General features: G+C 63.2%; 20 protein-coding genes. 13 read left to right on the forward strand and 7 right to left on the reverse strand.

Going from position 1 to position 18119, the window contains the following annotated elements; translation table 11 throughout:
• Positions 1–7: 7 nt before the first annotated feature.
• From kdpB to RI103_RS13480, 7 genes are all read right to left on the reverse strand, one after another.
• Complete coding sequence (gene kdpB / locus RI103_RS13450; protein WP_310812472.1) at positions 8–2092, reverse strand: potassium-transporting ATPase subunit KdpB; 2085 nt, start codon at positions 2090–2092, stop codon at positions 8–10.
• A 68-nt stretch (positions 2093–2160) separates the two neighbouring features.
• The gene (gene kdpA, locus RI103_RS13455) at positions 2161–3966 is read right to left on the reverse strand and encodes a potassium-transporting ATPase subunit KdpA (protein WP_310812473.1); all 1806 of its coding nucleotides are present in this window, start codon (positions 3964–3966) and stop codon (positions 2161–2163) included.
• Positions 3963–4055 carry a K(+)-transporting ATPase subunit F gene (gene kdpF / locus RI103_RS13460; protein ID WP_011487462.1) on the reverse strand — a complete coding sequence of 31 codons (93 nt, stop codon included), beginning with the start codon at positions 4053–4055 and terminating at the stop codon, positions 3963–3965. The genes kdpA and kdpF overlap by 4 nt, the downstream gene beginning before the upstream one ends.
• Entirely contained in the window at positions 4052–4165 is a 114-nt protein-coding gene (locus tag RI103_RS13465; protein ID WP_132375289.1) for a potassium ABC transporter ATPase, read from the reverse strand. Before RI103_RS13465 ends, kdpF begins: the two co-directional genes overlap by 4 nt.
• A gap of 255 nt (positions 4166–4420) precedes the next feature.
• The gene (locus RI103_RS13470; RefSeq protein ID WP_310815233.1) at positions 4421–5395 is read right to left on the reverse strand and encodes a quinone oxidoreductase; all 975 of its coding nucleotides are present in this window, start codon (positions 5393–5395) and stop codon (positions 4421–4423) included.
• Positions 5396–5447: 52 nt separating this feature from the next.
• Positions 5448–5837, reverse strand: a complete 390-nt coding sequence (locus RI103_RS13475) for a methylglyoxal synthase (RefSeq protein WP_310812474.1) — start codon at positions 5835–5837, stop codon at positions 5448–5450.
• Between the two features lie 63 nt (positions 5838–5900).
• Positions 5901–6680, reverse strand: coding sequence for an SDR family oxidoreductase (locus tag RI103_RS13480; RefSeq protein WP_310812475.1), 780 nt, complete (start codon positions 6678–6680; stop codon positions 5901–5903).
• A gap of 288 nt (positions 6681–6968) precedes the next feature.
• Here RI103_RS13480 and upp point away from each other — a divergent pair, with 288 nt between their 5' ends.
• The 13 genes from upp to RI103_RS13545 all read left to right on the forward strand — a co-directional run bounded on the left by upp (position 6969) and on the right by RI103_RS13545 (position 18092).
• On the forward strand, positions 6969–7619 hold the full coding sequence (gene upp, locus RI103_RS13485) for a uracil phosphoribosyltransferase (protein ID WP_012432337.1): 651 nt from the start codon (positions 6969–6971) through the stop codon (positions 7617–7619).
• A gap of 451 nt (positions 7620–8070) precedes the next feature.
• Positions 8071–8799 (forward strand): YebC/PmpR family DNA-binding transcriptional regulator, encoded by a 729-nt coding sequence (locus RI103_RS13490; RefSeq protein ID WP_091795956.1) that lies wholly within the window; start codon positions 8071–8073, stop codon positions 8797–8799.
• A 240-nt stretch (positions 8800–9039) separates the two neighbouring features.
• Positions 9040–10338, forward strand: a complete 1299-nt coding sequence (gene purD / locus RI103_RS13495) for a phosphoribosylamine--glycine ligase (RefSeq protein WP_310812476.1) — start codon at positions 9040–9042, stop codon at positions 10336–10338.
• A 273-nt stretch (positions 10339–10611) separates the two neighbouring features.
• The gene (gene hemF / locus RI103_RS13500) at positions 10612–11535 is read left to right on the forward strand and encodes an oxygen-dependent coproporphyrinogen oxidase (RefSeq protein WP_310812477.1); all 924 of its coding nucleotides are present in this window, start codon (positions 10612–10614) and stop codon (positions 11533–11535) included.
• A 49-nt stretch (positions 11536–11584) separates the two neighbouring features.
• Positions 11585–12301: a nicotinate-nucleotide adenylyltransferase gene (locus RI103_RS13505; protein WP_310815234.1), complete on the forward strand. Its 717-nt coding sequence runs from the start codon at positions 11585–11587 to the stop codon at positions 12299–12301.
• A 5-nt stretch (positions 12302–12306) separates the two neighbouring features.
• Positions 12307–12765, forward strand: a complete 459-nt coding sequence (rsfS, locus tag RI103_RS13510) for a ribosome silencing factor (RefSeq protein WP_310812478.1) — start codon at positions 12307–12309, stop codon at positions 12763–12765.
• Positions 12766–12829: 64 nt separating this feature from the next.
• Positions 12830–13300 (forward strand): 23S rRNA (pseudouridine(1915)-N(3))-methyltransferase RlmH, encoded by a 471-nt coding sequence (gene rlmH / locus RI103_RS13515; protein ID WP_310812479.1) that lies wholly within the window; start codon positions 12830–12832, stop codon positions 13298–13300.
• 277 nt (positions 13301–13577) lie between these two features.
• Entirely contained in the window at positions 13578–14207 is a 630-nt protein-coding gene (locus tag RI103_RS13520) for a Maf family protein (protein WP_310812480.1), read from the forward strand.
• A gap of 9 nt (positions 14208–14216) precedes the next feature.
• A complete protein-coding gene (gene rng / locus RI103_RS13525) occupies positions 14217–15686 on the forward strand; it encodes a ribonuclease G (RefSeq protein WP_310812481.1) in 1470 nt (489 codons plus the stop codon).
• A gap of 115 nt (positions 15687–15801) precedes the next feature.
• Entirely contained in the window at positions 15802–16665 is an 864-nt protein-coding gene (locus RI103_RS13530; RefSeq protein WP_310812482.1) for a hypothetical protein, read from the forward strand.
• Positions 16666–16758: 93 nt separating this feature from the next.
• Positions 16759–17157 carry a hypothetical protein gene (locus tag RI103_RS13535; protein ID WP_310812483.1) on the forward strand — a complete coding sequence of 133 codons (399 nt, stop codon included), beginning with the start codon at positions 16759–16761 and terminating at the stop codon, positions 17155–17157.
• 17 nt (positions 17158–17174) lie between these two features.
• Positions 17175–17342, forward strand: a complete 168-nt coding sequence (locus RI103_RS13540) for a hypothetical protein (RefSeq protein WP_310812484.1) — start codon at positions 17175–17177, stop codon at positions 17340–17342.
• 324 nt (positions 17343–17666) lie between these two features.
• On the forward strand, positions 17667–18092 hold the full coding sequence (locus tag RI103_RS13545; RefSeq protein ID WP_310812485.1) for a CopG family transcriptional regulator: 426 nt from the start codon (positions 17667–17669) through the stop codon (positions 18090–18092).
• Positions 18093–18119 lie beyond the last annotated feature (27 nt).

The raw sequence follows: 18119 nt of genomic DNA on the forward strand, positions 1-18119 counted from the left end.
CTAGCGCTTAGACCCAACCGAGCGCGGCCAGCACCATATCGATCAGCTTGATACCGATGAACGGCACGATGATCCCGCCCAAACCGTAGATCAGCAGATTGCGGCGCAGCAGAATCGCCGCGCCCAGCGCGCGATAACGCACACCCTTGAGCGCCAGCGGAATCAGCAGCACGATGATCAGCGCGTTGAAAATCACCGCCGACATGATCGCCGAGGTCGGCGTGGCCAGGTGCATCACGTTCAGCGCGTTCAGCGCCGGATAGGTCGTGGCGAACGCGGCCGGAATGATCGCGAAGTATTTGGCGACGTCGTTGGCGATCGAGAACGTGGTGAGCGAACCGCGCGTCATCAGCATCTGCTTGCCGATCTCCACGATCTCGATCAGCTTGGTCGGATTCGAATCGAGGTCGACCATGTTGCCCGCTTCCTTCGCGGCCTGCGTGCCGGTGTTCATCGCCACCGCGACGTCGGCCTGCGCGAGCGCCGGGGCGTCGTTGGTGCCGTCGCCGGTCATCGCGACGAGGCGCCCTTCGGCCTGGTGCGCGCGGATCGTGGCGAGCTTCGCTTCCGGCGTGGCTTCGGCGAGGAAATCGTCGACGCCGGCTTCCGCGGCAATCGCCGCCGCGGTCAGGCGGTTGTCGCCCGTCACCATGATCGTCTTGATGCCCATCTTGCGCAGTTCGGCAAAGCGCTCCTTGATGCCGCCCTTCACGACGTCCTTCAACTCGATCACGCCGAGCACGCGCGCGCCCTGCTCGCCTTTCTCGGCGACCACCAGCGGCGTGCTGCCGCGCCGCGCGACTTCGGCCACGGCGTTGCTCACTTCGTTGGGGAAACGGCCGCCGTTGGCTTCGACGTAGTTCTTGACCGCGTCGGCCGCGCCCTTGCGGATTTCACGGCCCGGCAGATCGACGCCGCTCATGCGCGTTTGCGCGGTGAACGCGAGGAACGAGGCATGCAGCGAGGCCATATCGCGTTGACGGATATTGAAGCGCTGCTTCGCCAGCACGACGATGCTGCGGCCTTCCGGCGTTTCGTCGGCAAGCGACGAGAGTTGCGCGGCGTCCGCGAGCGCTTCTTCCGTCAAGCCCGGCGCCGGCACGAATTGCGAAGCCTGGCGATTGCCGAGCGTGATGGTGCCGGTCTTGTCGAGCAACAGCACGTCGACGTCGCCGGCCGCTTCCACCGCGCGGCCCGACGTGGCGATCACGTTCGCCTGCATCATGCGGCTCATGCCGGCCACACCGATCGCCGACAACAAACCACCGATCGTGGTCGGAATCAGACACACCAGCAGCGCGACCAGTGCGGTGATCGTCACCACGTGGCCGGCTTTAGCGGCTTCGACCGAAAAGATCGAAAACGGCAGCAGCGTGGCGGTGGCCAGCAGCATCACGATCGTCAGCGCGACCAGCAGAATCGTCAGGGCGATTTCATTCGGCGTCTTCTGACGCTTCGCGCCTTCGACCATCGCGATCATGCGGTCGAGGAACGCTTCGCCCGGGTTCGCCGTGACGCGCACCACGATCCAGTCCGACAGCACGCGCGTGCCGCCCGTCACCGACGAAAAGTCGCCGCCCGACTCGCGGATCACCGGCGCGGATTCGCCCGTGATCGCCGATTCGTCGACCGACGCGACACCGTCGATCACTTCGCCGTCGGCCGGGATCACGTCGCCGGTTTCGACCAGCACGACGTCGCCTTTACGCAGATCGGTCGCCGTCAGGATGCGGATCGGCGATTTCGGATGCGGCTCGTTGAGCTTCTTGGCCATCACGTCTTTCTTCGCGCTGCGCAGCGACGCCGCCTGAGCCTTCGAACGGCCTTCGGCAAGCGCTTCCGCGAAGTTGGCGAACAGCACCGTGAACCACAGCCACAAGGTGACCGCGAGAATGAAGCCCGCGGGCGCCTCGGCCTGGCCGCCGAGCGCGGCGATCCAGAGAATGGTCGTGAGAATGCTGCCCACGTACACGCAGAACATCACCGGATTGCGGAACTGCGTGCGCGGCGTCAGCTTCTTGAAGGAGTCCACGATCGCCGGGCGCAGTAGCGCCGGGTCGAACATGGACCGGGTTGCATTATGTTCAGTCATTGAATCCTCGAATTTCCCGTTTGCGCCTGTTCAGTCATGGGTCGCTTGTGTCATCCGGATGGGCTGCCTCAATGGGCGCCCATCATCATCAGATGTTCGACACCAGGACCGAGCGCGAGCGCAGGCACATAAGTCAGCGCGCCGACCAGCAGCACCGTGCCGAGCAACAGCACGACGAACAGCGGTCCATGCGTGGGCAACGTGCCGCCCGTCACGCCGATGCGCTTTTTCGCCGCGAGCGAGCCGGCAATCGCGAGCACCGGAATGATCGTGCCGAAGCGGCCGAACCACATCGCGATCGCCGTGAGCCAGTTGTAGAACGGCGTGCTCACGGTGAGGCCCGCGAACGCGCTGCCGTTGTTATTGGCAGCCGAGCTGAACGCGTAGAGGATTTCGGAGAAACCGTGCGCGCCGGGGTTGGCGATGCCCGCCTTGCCCGCGTCGCTCAATACCGCGATCGACGTGCCGACCAGCACCAGCAGCGGCGTGAGCAGCACGACGATCGATACCATTTTTATCTCATACGCTTCGATCTTCTTGCCGACGTATTCCGGCGTGCGGCCGATCATCAGGCCCGCCACGAACACGGCCAGCATCGCGAACACGAGCATCCCGTACATACCGGAACCCACGCCGCCGAAGATCACTTCGCCGAGTTGCATCAACAGCATCGGATAGAGGCCGCCGATCGGCGTCAGCGAATCGTGCGTGTTGGCGACCGCGCCGCACGACGCCGCGGTGGTCGCCACGGTGAAGATGCCCGACTGCGCGATACCGAAGCGCGTTTCCTTGCCTTCCGCGTTGCCGCCCGACTGCAGCGCATTGGCCGACTGGTCGACATGCAATGCGGCGATCGCCGGATTGCCGCTCTGCTCCGCGCTGATTTCGCCGAACACACAGACCGCGAACGCGATCGTCATGGTGGCGAGCACGGCCACGCCCTGCTTGCGGTCGGCGATCATGCGGCCGAACACCAACGCCAGCGCGGCGGGAATGACCAGGATCGACAAGAGCTGCAGGAAGTTCGAGAACGGCGTCGGGTTTTCATACGGATGCGCCGAGTTGCCGTTGAAGAAGCCGCCGCCGTTGGTGCCGAGCATCTTGATCGCTTCCTGCGAAGCAACCGGGCCCATTGCGACAGTCTGCGTCTTCACCGGCGTATCGACCGTAACCGGGTTGCCCTTGGCGTCCTTCACCGGGTTGCCTTGCGCGTCGAGCTTCGGCGCGGCATACGTGGTGGTTTGCAGCGTCGGCACGTCCTGATAGGCCTTGAAGTTCTGCACCACGCCCTGGCTCATCAGCAGGGCCGCGAGAATGACCGACATCGGCAGCAATACATAGAGCGTCACGCGCGTGATATCGACCCAGAAGTTGCCGATGGTTTGCGCGGTGTGGCGCGCGAAGCCGCGAATCAGCGCGATCACCACCACGATGCCGGTAGCCGCCGAGAAGAAATTCTGCACGGTGAGGCCAAGCATCTGCGTCAGATAGCTGACGGTTTGCTCAGGCGAGTAGTCTTGCCAGTTGGTGTTGGTGACGAAACTGACCGCCGTGTTGAACGCGCCGTCGACCGTCATCGGGCCGAACTGCTGCGGGTTGGCCGGCAGCCAGCCTTGCACGCGCAACAGCACGTACAGGAACGCCACGCCGAGCACGTTGAACGCGATCGTGGCGATCGCATAGTGCTTCCAGCTCATTTCCGTCGACGAATCGACGCCCGCGATGCGATACAGCCAACGTTCGACAGGACCGCCGAGGCGAACCACGCGCGAGCTGCCGTCCATCACGGCGCTCAGATAGCGGGCCATCGGCACCGCGGCTGCCAGCAGCACGACGATGAAGAGGCTCGCTTGCAGGACATTGTTCGAGTTCATTCAATGTCCTCCGCGCGCAACAGCGCATAGACCAGGTACACGAACAGCAGCGCGGTCGCCGCGCCGGACAACCAGAGAATCCAGTTCATGAGCGCGCTCCCTGCCCACGGCGAAACTGCATCAACTTCTCGCAGCCGATAATCAACGCGAAGGTCAGCGCGGAAAACAGCACCAGCCCCCCGACATACAGCACATCCATTTTTGTTCTCCATTACACGGACTTTGGATAGCCGCAACGTTATGCCGAACCATGTAAAGGGCTGGTCAAAGATGGGGGGGCGTATATAAAAATCGCGTAAACGAAAAAAACCGTTCCATCCTGCGATGGAACGGCCTTGAGCCTGCTGGGCATGGTTTTGCCGCATGCCGCGCCGGTTCGGCGGCGGCCTTGGCGCGACCTCGAATGAGCGCGGTTTTTATACGACGGCTGGCGTCGCGCTCGTGTCGCGGGGCGTTACGGCAACAGCACCGTCGAGCCCGTCGTGCGACGCCCTTCGAGATCCGCGTGCGCTTGCCCGACATCCGCCAGCGCATAACGCTGATTGATGCTCGTCTTGACCTTGCCCGATACCAGCACGTCGAACAGTTCGGTCGACATCGCCTCGTAGTCGCTGCGTTTGGCAATGTAGGTAAAGAGCGTCGGGCGCGTGAAGAACAGCGAACCGCGTCCGGCGAATTCCGACGAGTCGATCGGCGGCAACGGCCCCGACGCGTTGCCGAAGCTCACGAACAGGCCGAGCGGAGCGAGGCAATCGAGCGAGGCCGTAAACGTGTCTTTACCGATCGAGTCGTACACCACCGGCACGCCCGCGCCGTTGGTGATCTCGCGCACGCGCCGGGTGAAGTTCTCGCGCGTGTAGACGATTGCGTGATCGCAGCCGTGCGCCGTGGCGATCTGCGCTTTTTCATCCGAGCCGACCGTGCCGATCACCGTCGCGCCGAGCGCCTTCGCCCACTGGCACACCAGCAGACCCACGCCACCCGCGGCGGCCTGAATCAGGATCGTGTCGCCGGCTTTCACGGGATACGTGCGGCGCAGCAGATATTGCGCGGTCAGACCTTGCAGCATGACCGAAGCGGCCTGCTCGTCGCTCAGGGCGTCGGGCACCTTCACGACCTGTGCCGCCGGCAGCACGCGCTCCTGCGCATACGCGCCGGGCGGGCGCCCCACGTAGGCGATGCGATCGCCCACCTTCAGACCGGTCACGCCCGAGCCGAGCGCCGTCACAACGCCTGCCGCCTCCATGCCGAGACCGCCGGGCAGCGGCAACGGATAAAGACCCTTGCGGAAGTACACGTCGATGTAGTTCAGCCCGACCGCCGTCTGCCTCACGCGGATCTCGCCCGCGCCCGGCTCACCGACTTCGACGTCGACCCACTTCATCACTTCGGGGCCGCCGGTTTTATCGAATCGGATTGCTTTGGCCATCATGTCTCCTTGAGGTTAGGTGTCGCCTGGATCGGGTCGAGAGTGTGCGAACTCAAATCTGTTGCGTGAGGCGCAAGGTCAGCGAGTCGAGCACCATGCGCGCCGTCGAAATGTTGGTCGCGCACGGAATGTTGTGCACGTCGCACGCGCGCACCAGCGCGTTGATGTCCGGCTCGTGCGGCTGCGGCGTCATCGGGTCGCGCAGAAAGATCACCATGTCCACGCGCCCTTCCGCGAGTTGCGCGCCAATCTGCAGATCGCCGCCGTGCGGGCCGGACAACATGCGCTCGACCACGAGGCCGTGCGCGTCGGCGATGCGCCCGCCGGTCGTGCCGGTCGCCACGATGTCGCAGCGCCGCAGCGTGTCGACGTATTCGCCGGCCAGTTTGACGATGTCGTCTTTTTTATGATCGTGTGCGATCAGCGCGATACGGGTGGTCATGACGTAAGACTCCTGGAACCGTTGTGATTGTCGTTGTTGTGGTGAGGCTTTAGGACGTGCCGTTCAGAACGTGCCGGGATATGCGCCGCCGTCGATCAGCCAGTTCTGTCCGGTGATGTAGCCGGCGTGCACGCTGCACAGGAAGGCGCAGGCGGCGCCGAATTCCTCGCGCGTGCCGAAACGGCCGGCGGGGATCGTCTTCGTGCGCTGCTTGCGGGCTTCGTCGACGGAAATGTTTTGCGCCTTGGCTTGCGCCGCGAAGGTGACGCCGATGCGGTCCGTGTCGAAAAGCCCCGGCAGCAGGTTGTTGATGGTCACGCCGGTAGGCGCGACCTTGCGCGCGAGTCCCGCGACGAAGCCGGTCAGCCCCGAGCGCGCGCCGTTGGACAAACCGAGCACGTCGATCGGCGCCTTCACCGCCGAACTCGTGATGTTGACGATGCGTCCGTAACCGTTTGCGCTCATCGAGTCGATGGTCGCGCGAATCAGTTCGATCGGCGTCAGCATGTTGCTCTCGAGCGCGCGGATCCAGTCTTCGTGCGTGAAGTTGCGGAAGTCGCCCGGCGGCGGGCCGCCCGCGTTGTTGACCAGAATGTCCGGCTGCGGACAGGCGGCGAGCGCCGCGGCGCGGCCTTCCGGCGTGGTGATGTCACAGGCCACCGTCTTCACTTCCACGCCGCTTTGTTTGCGAATCTCCGCGGCGGTCGCCTCCAGCGTCTCGGCGGTGCGCGCGACGATCGTCAGGTTGACGCCTTCGGCGGCGAGCGCTTCCGCGCAGCCGCGTCCCAATCCCTTGCTGGCCGCGCAGACCAGCGCGGTGCGTCCTGCGATTCCCATGTCCATCAGTGTTCTCCTCGTGAAGTTGCGCCTCGAGACAAAACGCTGGGCCGCCCCAGGTTTTCCCGCTCCGTGGCCTGGCGCGAAGCGACAGGTCTGGATGCGCTCTCGTGGCAAAGTTTCCCCGATTCTAGAAGAATCGGTGCCGGACTGCGCCGGGCCGCTGCAATCTCCGGTATCTTCGAGCGGCACTCTTTCGGTAAACTTGCGCCGTGGCGCGTCCGCCCGCCAGCCGGTTCTCCGGCCGTGCGGCGCGCCGAACCGATCCCTCTAGCCGCCCCGCGCGCACCCGCCATGACCCAGGACAGCCGTTTTCCCAATCTCTTCATCCTCGATCACCCGCTGATCCAGCACAAGCTGTCGCATATGCGCGACCGGGATACCTCGACTCGCACGTTCCGCGAACTGCTGCGTGAAATCACGCTGCTGATGGGCTACGAAATCACCCGCAATCTGCCCATGACCACGCGCCGCCTGACCACGCCGCTCGTCGAGATCGACGCGCCGGTGATCGCCGGCAAGAAGCTGGCGATCGTGCCGGTGCTGCGGGCCGGCATCGGCATGTCGGACGGCCTGCTGGAGCTGGTGCCGTCGGCGCGCGTGGGCCACATCGGCGTGTATCGCGCCGAGGACCATCGGCCGGTCGAATATCTGGTGCGGCTGCCCGACCTCGAAGACCGCGTGTTCATTCTGTGCGATCCGATGGTCGCGACCGGCTATTCCGCCGTGCACGCCGTCGATGTGCTCAAGCGCCGCAATGTGGCCGGCGAGAACATCATGTTCCTCGCGCTGGTCGCCGCGCCCGAAGGCGTGCAGGTGTTTCAGGACGCCCATCCGGACGTCAAGCTGTATGTCGCCTCGCTCGATTCGCATCTGAACGAGCACGCGTACATCGTGCCGGGTCTCGGCGACGCCGGCGACCGCCTGTTCGGCACGAAAAACTGAAAGCGGCCTGAAAAGCGCGTGACGGCGTGCGCCAGACGCCGCTGCCGCGCACTTTTCGCGGCGTTGGCCGCTATCTCGTCCTCTGCCGCGCCCCCGCGGCGTGATAAAATTCGACTCCGCTCAAAGAGCGGCTCAACTCGCATCACCGCCTGGCGCACCGCGCCTTTCGCGGGGCCTGGCAGGCCGGCGCGGCGCTTGCCGCACGCCAGCCGCGCCGCCCCGTCCCAATCGCGCTGCCAACCCGCGGTCCCGCTAGCCGGGCCCGGCCGGGCGCGATCAGGCCCGAGACGGTCAGCCACGGGCGGTTAACCGCGAACAGTTGAGCCGGTCAGTCAGGCAGCGGGCGGTTTGACATCGAGGCGCAGAACAAGCAGGCACGCGCAAGCGCCCGACATCGCAACGACAATTGCACAATGCGTGCGCCCCACTGGCGCGCGCGATGGAGAAAGGTATGGCGGGTCATTCGAAATGGGCCAACATCAAGCATAAGAAAGCAGCGGCCGACGCCAAGCGCGGCAAGGTCTGGACGCGGCTCATCAAGGAAATTCAGGTCGCGGCCCGCATGGGCGGCGGCGACATCGACTCGAACCCGCGTCTGCGGCTCGCCGTCGAAAAGGCGTACGACGCCAACATGCCGAAAGATAACGTCAACCGCGCGATCCAGCGTGGCGTGGGCGGCGTGGACGGCGCAAGCTACGAAGAAATCCGCTACGAAGGCTACGGCATCGGCGGCGCGGCGGTGATCGTGGATACCATGACCGACAACCGCACGCGTACGGTGGCGGAAGTGCGTCACGCGTTCTCGAAGAACGGCGGCAACATGGGCACGGACGGCTCGGTGTCGTTCATGTTCGATCACGTCGGCCAGTTCCTGTTCGCGCCCGGCACGCCGGAAGACAAGCTGATGGAAGCCGCGCTCGAAGCCGGCGCTGACGACGTCGTCACGAATGAAGACGGCAGTATCGAAGTGCTGTGCCCGCCGAACGATTTCCCGAAGGTGAAGTCCGCGCTGGAAGCCGCGGGCTTCAAGGCCGAGCTGGCCGAGGTGACGATGAAACCTCAGACGGAAGTCGAGTTCACCGGCGAGGACGCGGTGAAAATGCAGAAGCTGCTCGACGCGCTGGAGAATCTGGACGACGTGCAGGAAGTCTATACAAACGCCGCGATCGCCGACGAATGAGCGCGCCCCGGCAGCGCGTGGCGCGTGGGTTCGTGTCGAGCCACGCCCATGCCGTCGGCTGGCCCTCGCGTCGTTGCGGAGCGAGCGTGCGTGTGACTGCGCACCGCGCTTCCACCCGGGTTCGCCCTGTGCCCTGCGCGCCGGCAACGGCTGCTGCGGGCTCAATGCAAACCTTGTTGTCATTCCACGGCTGAGCACGCTGCGTCAGCCGTTTATGGTTTTTAAGTCTCGGGGATTCACATGAAGTTACTCGTCGTCGGTTCCGGCGGTCGCGAACATGCGCTCGCATGGAAGCTCGCGCAATCGCCGCGGGTTCAGCTCGTCTACGTTGCTCCCGGCAACGGCGGCACCGCCCAGGACGAGCGTCTGCGCAACGTCGACATCACCGAGCCGGCTGCGCTCGCCGATTTCGTCGAAAAAGAACAGATCGCCTTCACGCTGGTCGGGCCGGAGGCGCCGCTCGCGGCCGGCATCGTCAATCTGTTCCGCCAGCGCGGTCTGAAGATTTTCGGGCCGACCAAAGAAGCCGCTCAGCTCGAAAGCTCGAAGGACTTCGCCAAGGCGTTCATGAAGCGCCACGCGATTCCGACCGCCGAATACGAAACCTTCGCCGACGTCGCCGCCGCGCACGCGTATCTCGACGCCAAGGGTGCGCCGATCGTCATCAAGGCCGACGGCCTCGCCGCGGGCAAGGGCGTGGTGGTCGCGCAAACGCTGGAAGAAGCGCACGCCGCGGTCGACATGATGCTGTCGGACAACAAGCTCGGCGATGCCGGCGCGCGTGTCGTGATCGAGGAGTTTCTCGCCGGCGAGGAAGCGAGCTTCATCGTGATGGTCGACGGCAAGCATGTGCTGCCGCTCGCGTCGAGCCAGGACCACAAACGCCTGCTCGACGGCGACCTCGGTCCGAACACGGGCGGCATGGGCGCCTATTCGCCCGCGCCGATCGTCACGCCGCAACTGCATGCCCGCGTGATGCGCGAAATCATCCTGCCGACGGTGCGCGGCATGGAAAAGGAAGGCATCCGCTACACCGGTTTCCTGTACGCCGGTCTGATGATCGACGCGCAAGGCAACCCGAAAACGCTCGAATTCAACTGCCGTATGGGCGACCCCGAAACGCAGCCGATCATGGCGCGTCTGAAGGGCGACTATTCGAAGGTGGTCGAGCAGGCCATCGCCGGCACGCTCGATACGGTGGAACTGGAGTGGGACCGCCGCACCGCGCTCGGCGTCGTGCTCGCCGCGTACAACTATCCGGACACGCCGCGCAAGGGTGACCGCATCAACGACATTCCGGCTGAAACCGCGGATTCGGTCACGTTCCACGCCGGCACCACGCTGACGGACGGCAAGCTGACCACCTCGGGCGGCCGCGTGCTGTGCGTGGTCGGTCTGGCGGATTCGGTGCGCAGCGCGCAGTCGGTCGCGTACGAAACGATCAATCAGATCTCGTTCGACGGCATGCAGTATCGCCGCGACATCGGCTACCGTGCGTTGAACCGCAAGCACGACGCCAGGACCGAAGGCAAGCACTAAGCCATCATCCCACTCGCCCGCGTGCGGCGCCAACGGCGCTACACTGCGGGTTTTCGCGGCGGCTTTCACGTTGCTCACCGCGCCCACCGCAGCATGTGGGACGATATGGGCCGAGGCAGGCCCAACGTGGCCTGAGCGGGGCGGCGGTATCCCGCCCGGCGCGAAAAACCGCATGGCCACGCCTGCGCAGGTTACACCTGGCGCGGACTTGGCCCTCGCCCTTCACTAAGAACCCGCGGCACGACGAGCGTGCCGCCCTCAGCATCTGCATTCATGACCGATTCGAGCTACGACGCACAGGCCGTGCGCGGCTGGCTGCAAGGCCTGCAAACGCATATCGCGGACACGCTCGGCGCGTTCGACGGCACGCCGTTCGCCACCGACACCTGGCAGCGCGCGCCCGGCGAGAAGCTGCGCGGCGGCGGCTGCACGCGGATTCTCGAAGGCGGCAACTTCTTCGAACGGGCCGGCATCGGTTTCTCGGACGTCGCGGGCGACACCTTGCCGGGTTCGGCGAGCGCGGCGCGTCCGCAACTGGGCGGCCGCGGTTTCGAAGCAATGGGCGTGTCGCTCGTGCTGCACCCGCACAATCCGCACTGCCCGACCGTGCATATGAACGTGCGTCTCCTGATCGCGACCAAGGCCGGCGAAGAACCGGTGTTCTGGTTCGGTGGCGGCATGGATCTGACGCCGTACTACGGTTACGAAGAAGACGCGCAGCATTTCCATCGCACCTGCCGCGACGCGCTGCAGCCTTATGGCGCGGACCTCTACCCGAGTTTCAAGCGCTGGTGCGACGAGTATTTCTTCCTCAAGCACCGCAACGAGCCGCGCGGCATCGGCGGGATTTTCTTCGACGATTTCTCGGCGCCGGGCTTCGATCAATCGTTCGCGATGCTCAAAAGTGTCGGCGACGCGTTCCTCAAAGCGTACCTGCCGATCATCGAAAGGCGCCGCAACATTCCGTACGGTCAAGCCGAGCGCGATTTTCAAGCTTACCGGCGCGGGCGCTACGTCGAGTTCAATCTGGTCTTCGACCGTGGCACACTGTTCGGGCTGCAAAGCGGCGGACGCACGGAATCGATCCTGATGTCCATGCCGCCTGTGGTGAACTGGCGCTACGACTGGCAGCCCGAACCGGGCACGCCGGAAGCGCGTCTTTATAGCGATTTTCTCGTGCCGCGCGAGTGGGTGTGACGGGCCGCGCCCGCACCTCGCTCCAGTCGTCACGACAAAGGATCTTCACCTGAAGCCGAACGCTCATCCTGTTGCCCTGCCTCGCCGGATCGGACTGCTCGGCGGCACTTTCGATCCGATCCACGAAGGCCACCTCGCGCTCGCGCGGCGTTTCGCGCACGTGCTGCAACTGACCGAACTCGTGCTGTTGCCCGCCGGGCAGCCCTGGCAGAAAGCGGACGTGTCGCCGGCCGTGCATCGCCTTGCCATGACGCGCGCGGCGGCTGGCGAACTGGAACTGCCGGGCGCGAGCGTGCGTGTCGCGACCGACGAGATCGATCACGACGGCCCGACTTACACGATCGACACGCTGCGACGCTGGCGTGAACGCGAAGGTGAGGACGCCTCGATCGCGCTCCTGATCGGCGCGGATCAACTGGTGCATCTCGACACATGGCGCGACTGGCGGCGCCTGTTCGACTTTGCCCATATCTGCGCGGCCACCCGGCCCGGTTTCGACCTCGCGTCGATTCCGCCGGCGGTCGCTCAAGAAATCGACGCGCGCCGTGCCCGCGCCGACGTTCTGCAAGCTACGCCCTGCGGCCACTTGCTGATCGATACGACGCTTGCGTTCAACGTTTCGGCCACCGACATTCGCGCGCATCTGCGCGAGCAGGTGAACCAGCGGCTCGCCCTCGCGGGCGGCGAACAGCAAGACCAGGCGGCGAGCCATGTCCCCACCGCGGTGTGGGACTATATTCTTCAACATCATCTGTACCACCGGTAACCCCAATGGATATTCGCAAACTGCAACGCGTGATCGTCGACGCTCTCGAAGACGTCAAGGCGCAAGACATCAAGGTGTTCAACACCAGCCACCTGACCGCGCTGTTCGATCGCGTGATCGTCGCGAGCGGCACCTCGAACCGGCAAACCAAGGCGCTCGCTTCGAGCGTGCGCGAGAGCGTCAAGGAAGCCGGCGGCGACATCGTCAGCACCGAGGGCGAGGACGTCGGCGAATGGGTGCTGGTGGATTGCGGCGACGCGATTGTGCACATCCTGCAACCGGCCCTGCGCCAGTACTACAACCTCGAAGAAATCTGGGGCGACAAGCCGGTGCGCATCAAGCTGTCCACGCCCGATCCGTTCGGCGGCGCGCGTTCGAGCGAGCCCGATGAAGACGAGGACGAAGACGAAGACGCGCCGGCGGTGAAGAAGCCCGTGCGTAAGACGGCCGCCCGCCGCAAGTAAGCAGGCGGGCCTTGGGCGACTCACGCCATCCTGGTCCGCGACTACCTTCGCGATTCGATCCGTCATGAAACTGCATATCCTCGCCGTCGGCCACAAGATGCCGGACTGGATCGCCACCGGCTTCGACGAATACGCGAAGCGCATGCCGCCCGAACTGCGTATTGAACTGCGCGAAATCAAACCCGAGCAGCGTTCGTCGGGACGGCCGGCGGACAGTGTGATGGCCGCCGAACGTATCAAGATCGAAGCCGCGTTGCCGAAGAATGCGCGCATTGTCGCGCTCGACGAACGCGGCAAGGACTGGACCACCATGCAACTCGCCGGCGCCCTGCCCGGCTGGCAGCAGGACGGCCGCGACGTGGCGTTCCTGATCGGCGGCGCCGACGGGCTCGACCCCGATCTGAAAGCGCGCGCCGACATGCTGCTGCGCGTCTCCAGCCTGACTTTGCCGCACGCGATGGTCCGCGTGCTGCTTGCTGAACAGCTTTACCGCGCGTGGACCATCACGCAAAATCACCCCTATCATCGCGTATGAGCGAACGCGGCGGCGCGTGAAATGCGCGGCTGGCGCGCGGGTTGTCAGCCGCGGCTTCAGATTGCGCCTTGAATTGCGCGCCTTGCATCGCGCCTCGTTGTCGTGGTTTTTGGGTCGCGTTTGCGGCGCTGAGTGACGTGCAGGTTGGCATGCACAAAGGCACGCGCGTTGTACGCGTTGCCATGCTCGTACCGCCGGCATTCCCTACCGCGCTGATCGACGCTCGACCGTCACGCTCGTCGCACACCCATGCAATCCGCTTCATCGAGACCTGTTCATGTCCACGTCCGCCGCTTCGCTGCATCCGTTCGTCTACCTCGCTTCGCAAAGTCCACGCCGCCAGGAGCTGTTGCAACAGCTCGGCGTGCGTTTCGAACTGCTGCTGCCGCGCCCCGATGAAGACGCCGAAGCGCTCGAAGCCGAGCTGCCCGACGAACGCGCGCACGACTACGTGCAGCGGGTGTGCATCGCCAAGGCGCAGGCGGCCCGCGCGCGCCTCGTGGCCGGCGGCCATGCCGCGCGGCCGATTCTGGTTGCGGATACAACCGTCACGATCGACGACGCGATTCTCGGCAAGCCCGTCGATGCCGACGACGCCGTCGCGATGCTCAAACGCCTCGCCGGCCGCGATCACGAAGTGCTGACCGCCGTGGCCGTGATCGATGCCGAGGGCGCGCTGCTGCCGGCCGCGCTATCCGTGTCGAAGGTGCGTTTTGCTGCACTGCACGCAGACGCGATCCGCCGCTATGCGGCGAGCGGCGAGCCGCTCGGCAAGGCGGGCGCGTACGGTGTGCAGGGGCGCGCGGCGGAGTTTATCGAGCATATCGACGGGTCCTATTCAGGTATCATGGGTTTGCCGCTTTTTGAAACCGCTGCCCTCCTGCGCGCAGCGCGCATCGACTTCTAAAATAACACCATGAATGAAGAAATCCTGATCAATGTCACGCCGCAGGAAACGCGCGTCGCGCTGGTCCAGCAAGGCGCCGTCCAGGAACTTCACGTCGAACGAACGCTGTCGCGTGGCCGCGTCGGCAATGTCTATCTCGGCAAGGTTGTGCGCGTGTTGCCGGGCATGCAGTCCGCCTTCATCGACATCGGTCTCGAACGCGCCGCGTTCCTTCATGTGGCCGACATCTGGCATCCGCGCATTGCCGGCGAACCGCAGCATCAGACGCCGCATCAGCCGATCGAAAAAATCGTCTTCGAAGGCCAGACGCTGATGGTGCAGGTCGTGAAGGATCCGATCGGCACCAAGGGCGCGCGCCTGTCCACGCAAGTGAGCATTGCCGGGCGCACGCTCGTGTATCTGCCGCAGGAGCCGCATATCGGCATCTCGCAGAAGATCGAGAGCGAAGCCGAACGTGAAGCCGTGCGCGCGCGTTTGACCGCCGTGCTGCCCGCCGATGAGAAAGGCGGCTACATCGTGCGCACCATCGCGGAAGATGCGACCAGCGAAGAGCTGGCCGGCGACGTCGCGTATCTGCGCAAGACGTGGGCGACGATTCTCTCGCAAGGGCAGCGCATGCCGCCGACGAGTCTGCTGTATCAGGATCTGAATCTCGCGCAACGCGTGCTGCGCGATTTCGTCAACGATGAAACGTCGCGCATTCAGGTCGACTCGCGCGAGACGTATCAGATGCTGGCCGACTTCGCGGCCGAGTTTACGCCGGCGGTGTCGTCGAAACTGCATCACTACACCGGCGAGCGGCCGCTCTTCGATCTGTACAACATCGAGGCGGAAATCCAGCGCGCGTTGTCGCGCCGGGTGGATCTGAAGTCGGGCGGCTATCTCGTGATCGACCAGACCGAAGCGATGACGACCATCGACGTGAACACCGGCGGCTATGTCGGCGCGCGCAACTTCGACGACACGATCTTCAAGACCAACCTCGAAGCCGCGCACACCATTGCGCGGCAATTGCGTCTGCGCAATCTGGGCGGCGTGATCATTATCGACTTCATCGATATGGAAAACGTCGAGCATCGCGATCAGGTGTTGGGCGAATTGAAGAAGGCGTTATCGCGCGATCGCACGCGCGTGACGGTGAATGGGTTCTCGCAACTCGGGCTTGTCGAGATGACGCGCAAGCGCACGCGGGAATCTCTCGCGCATGTGTTGTGCGAGCCTTGTCCGGTTTGTCAGGGGAAGGGGCAGGTCAAGACGCCGCGTACCGTGTGTTACGACGTGCTGCGGGAGATTCTGCGCGAGTCGCGGCAGTTCAATCCGCGCGAGTTCCGCGTGGTGGCGTCGCAGCAGGTGATCGATCTGTTTCTCGAGGAAGAATCGCAGCATCTGGCGATGTTGATTGATTTTATTGGCAAGCCGGTGTCACTGCAGGTGGAGTCGAATTTGAGTCAGGAGCAGTACGATATTGTGCTGATGTGACTTAATATATTTATATTCTTCAAAAACTTACGTCACTAATTTCATAAAAATAGCAGACTAGCTACCCAACTTTAAAGCGCCTCTTCCTAAGTCCTCAAATGGACGGCTCCAATCAATGCTCCGCATTACTTTCGATCGATCCGCACTTCACCGCGAACGCTTTGCGCAGGTTCGAGAAAGCGGCATCGTTCAACTCGTCTCCGAAGGCAAGTTAGCGGTCGTGCATTCAGGGATCTTCTTAACCGAGACATTGGAGCTATACAACCGCAAGGATCGAAGGGAGGAACTTCGTGAACAAATCGATTTCCTGCATGAGATTTGCAACGGGGGAATTTTCCGCGACAGCGTCGACATTTGGACCGACGAACTGATCCGTGATTTTGCGTTAGGCACGCCTTGCCTAACTACGAAAGAGGAAGAGTCAAGAGTCTGGCAGCGTGCTATGAAAGGCATTCGCCAAGCATCTTGGAATCACTGGCACGCGACTAGACCGATGCGCGACCAAGAGTTCGTCAAAAAGGCGAAGCAGCGGTCCCTATACGCAGAAATCCGCAAGGTTGCTGCGGAAGAGGCCAAAAGGCAGCACCTCGGAAGGGCTCTCAGTTCATATCCCTTCGAGGAACACCGCCGTCAGGCTTTTGACTTTCTTGGACGGGACGTCATACAAGGACAGTTTGTGTCCCGGCGCATCGAAGAAGTGCAGGACCGATGGTGCGCAAACAAAGCCCTTTATCCGTATTTCACCTCCTTCGTCGAGGGTTTGTTATACGCGAGCTATTACGCCGCCGTCAAACAGAACAGCGCCATCGATGACAACTCCCAAGCGGATATCGACCTGCTTACCTTCCTAAATCATGCGGATGTTGTTGTATCTTCTGACACGCGTTTCTTCACGGCAGCGTTTGAAGAACTTTGGAAGCCCAAAGGCAGAGTACTCGTCAGTCCGGAAAATCTCGCGAACTTCCTTGCCTCCCAGTGAGCATCCATCACTGAGTCGCAAAACGTGCGGGCATATGACATTCAAATATCGCGGACAGCAGCTCCGCCAGCGGCTAGCGAAAAGGATCAGACGATGTACAACGAAACAACCGCTGAGCTTTGGGCAAAGCACGAACTGAGAATCCGGCGACTAATTTTCTGGATGTCTGCGTTTGCCATAATTGCAGTGATCTCCATGCTATTGCCGTTTATCAATGCAACGAGACCCGCCAGCCAAACCTTGGGCGCGTGGTGGTCGAGAGCCGGCGCTCCGATGACCGTCTTCGCGATTTTTTCGCAAAACGTGGCTACTCGTTTAGGTGAGCATCTACAGTTTGGAGCTTTTGGAAGCTCTGAAATGGTGGCTTTAAGGCAGAAATATTTGCCAGTTCATGCGGTTGGGTTTCGGCTCTCCATTATCCTCACGGTGGTAGGCACGCTTATCTGGGGCTACGGCGATCTTCTGATCTGCATGCTTTCGACTCACAAATGAGGTCCCGGTGCTGAGGTATGCACAAAAAGTTGCACACCCTCGGCGCGGTGATGGGCCAGGGCAACGAAAAAGACGCCGAAGCTCTTGCCGCCATCGATAATCGGTCGCTGGATGTCATCAGGAAATCCGGGCAAGCACACGACGCCCTTCCGCACCATCTGTGCGGGCCGTTGGAGATAGGCTAGTGTGCTCGCGCACTGCGACCGCACACCTCGAATCCAAATATTTGGCCAAGTCTTCGACATGGACGAACATGGCAGCCTTCTACGACCGGTCTGAACGGATGACCGGGAAACCAGTACGCACGTAAAGCACAAGAGACAGGCGATCGGAACGATCGGGTGCGGTTTGGTGGCATCGCTTGGCGACCCATTGACGCCAATCCCCCCACACCCACACCCACCCCGTACGCCCCCCCAATTTCCCCATTGACCGCACCCCGCCGGCAGGCGTATAACCATCCCACTGGATGTTAATTGGATGGCATCAAGATGCCAACCGGAGTGCAAATGCCCAAACTCAACCTCATAGCCACCTCCCGCCCCAAAGGCGGCGAGACCGAAAAAATCACCATCAACCTGGGCCCGATCGACCTCGGCCAGATCGATCTACTGGTCGAAGAAGGCTTTTACTCGAATCGCACCGACCTGATCCGCACGGCGATCCGTAACCAACTCGCGGTGCATTCCCAGGTCGTCACGGAGACGGTCACCCGGCGCGCCATGGTGCTCGGCATGCAGCACTTCTCGCGACAGGATCTCGAGGCGGCTCAGGCCGCGCACGAACAACTCGACATTCATGTGCTCGGCCTCGCCAGCATCGCAGCCGATGTGCCGCCCGAACTCGCGGCGGCCACGATTGCATCCGTGGTGGTGCTCGGCGCCTTTCATGCGTCGCCCGCGGTCAAGGCGGCGCTCGCCGGCCGCATCAGCTAGACGCGACGCTCGACTCATTACCGTGGC

The sequence above is a fragment of the Paraburkholderia sp. FT54 genome, assembly GCF_031585635.1.
Classification (GTDB): Bacteria; Pseudomonadota; Gammaproteobacteria; order Burkholderiales; family Burkholderiaceae; genus Paraburkholderia.

Coding starts and splice junctions, on each gene's coding strand:
- kdpB (WP_310812472.1), bottom strand. CDS start 2,092: ATGACTGAACATAATGCAACCCGGTCCATGTTCGACCCGGCGCTACTG.
- kdpA (WP_310812473.1), bottom strand. CDS start 3,966: ATGAACTCGAACAATGTCCTGCAAGCGAGCCTCTTCATCGTCGTGCTG.
- kdpF (WP_011487462.1), bottom strand. CDS start 4,055: ATGAACTGGATTCTCTGGTTGTCCGGCGCGGCGACCGCGCTGCTGTTC.
- RI103_RS13465 (WP_132375289.1), bottom strand. CDS start 4,165: ATGGATGTGCTGTATGTCGGGGGGCTGGTGCTGTTTTCCGCGCTGACC.
- RI103_RS13470 (WP_310815233.1), bottom strand. CDS start 5,395: ATGGCCAAAGCAATCCGATTCGATAAAACCGGCGGCCCCGAAGTGATG.
- RI103_RS13475 (WP_310812474.1), bottom strand. CDS start 5,837: ATGACCACCCGTATCGCGCTGATCGCACACGATCATAAAAAAGACGAC.
- RI103_RS13480 (WP_310812475.1), bottom strand. CDS start 6,680: ATGGACATGGGAATCGCAGGACGCACCGCGCTGGTCTGCGCGGCCAGC.
- upp (WP_012432337.1), top strand. CDS start 6,969: ATGACCCAGGACAGCCGTTTTCCCAATCTCTTCATCCTCGATCACCCG.
- RI103_RS13490 (WP_091795956.1), top strand. CDS start 8,071: ATGGCGGGTCATTCGAAATGGGCCAACATCAAGCATAAGAAAGCAGCG.
- purD (WP_310812476.1), top strand. CDS start 9,040: ATGAAGTTACTCGTCGTCGGTTCCGGCGGTCGCGAACATGCGCTCGCA.
- hemF (WP_310812477.1), top strand. CDS start 10,612: ATGACCGATTCGAGCTACGACGCACAGGCCGTGCGCGGCTGGCTGCAA.
- rsfS (WP_310812478.1), top strand. CDS start 12,307: ATGGATATTCGCAAACTGCAACGCGTGATCGTCGACGCTCTCGAAGAC.
- rlmH (WP_310812479.1), top strand. CDS start 12,830: ATGAAACTGCATATCCTCGCCGTCGGCCACAAGATGCCGGACTGGATC.
- RI103_RS13520 (WP_310812480.1), top strand. CDS start 13,578: ATGTCCACGTCCGCCGCTTCGCTGCATCCGTTCGTCTACCTCGCTTCG.
- rng (WP_310812481.1), top strand. CDS start 14,217: ATGAATGAAGAAATCCTGATCAATGTCACGCCGCAGGAAACGCGCGTC.
- RI103_RS13530 (WP_310812482.1), top strand. CDS start 15,802: ATGCTCCGCATTACTTTCGATCGATCCGCACTTCACCGCGAACGCTTT.
- RI103_RS13535 (WP_310812483.1), top strand. CDS start 16,759: ATGTACAACGAAACAACCGCTGAGCTTTGGGCAAAGCACGAACTGAGA.
- RI103_RS13540 (WP_310812484.1), top strand. CDS start 17,175: ATGCACAAAAAGTTGCACACCCTCGGCGCGGTGATGGGCCAGGGCAAC.
- RI103_RS13545 (WP_310812485.1), top strand. CDS start 17,667: ATGCCCAAACTCAACCTCATAGCCACCTCCCGCCCCAAAGGCGGCGAG.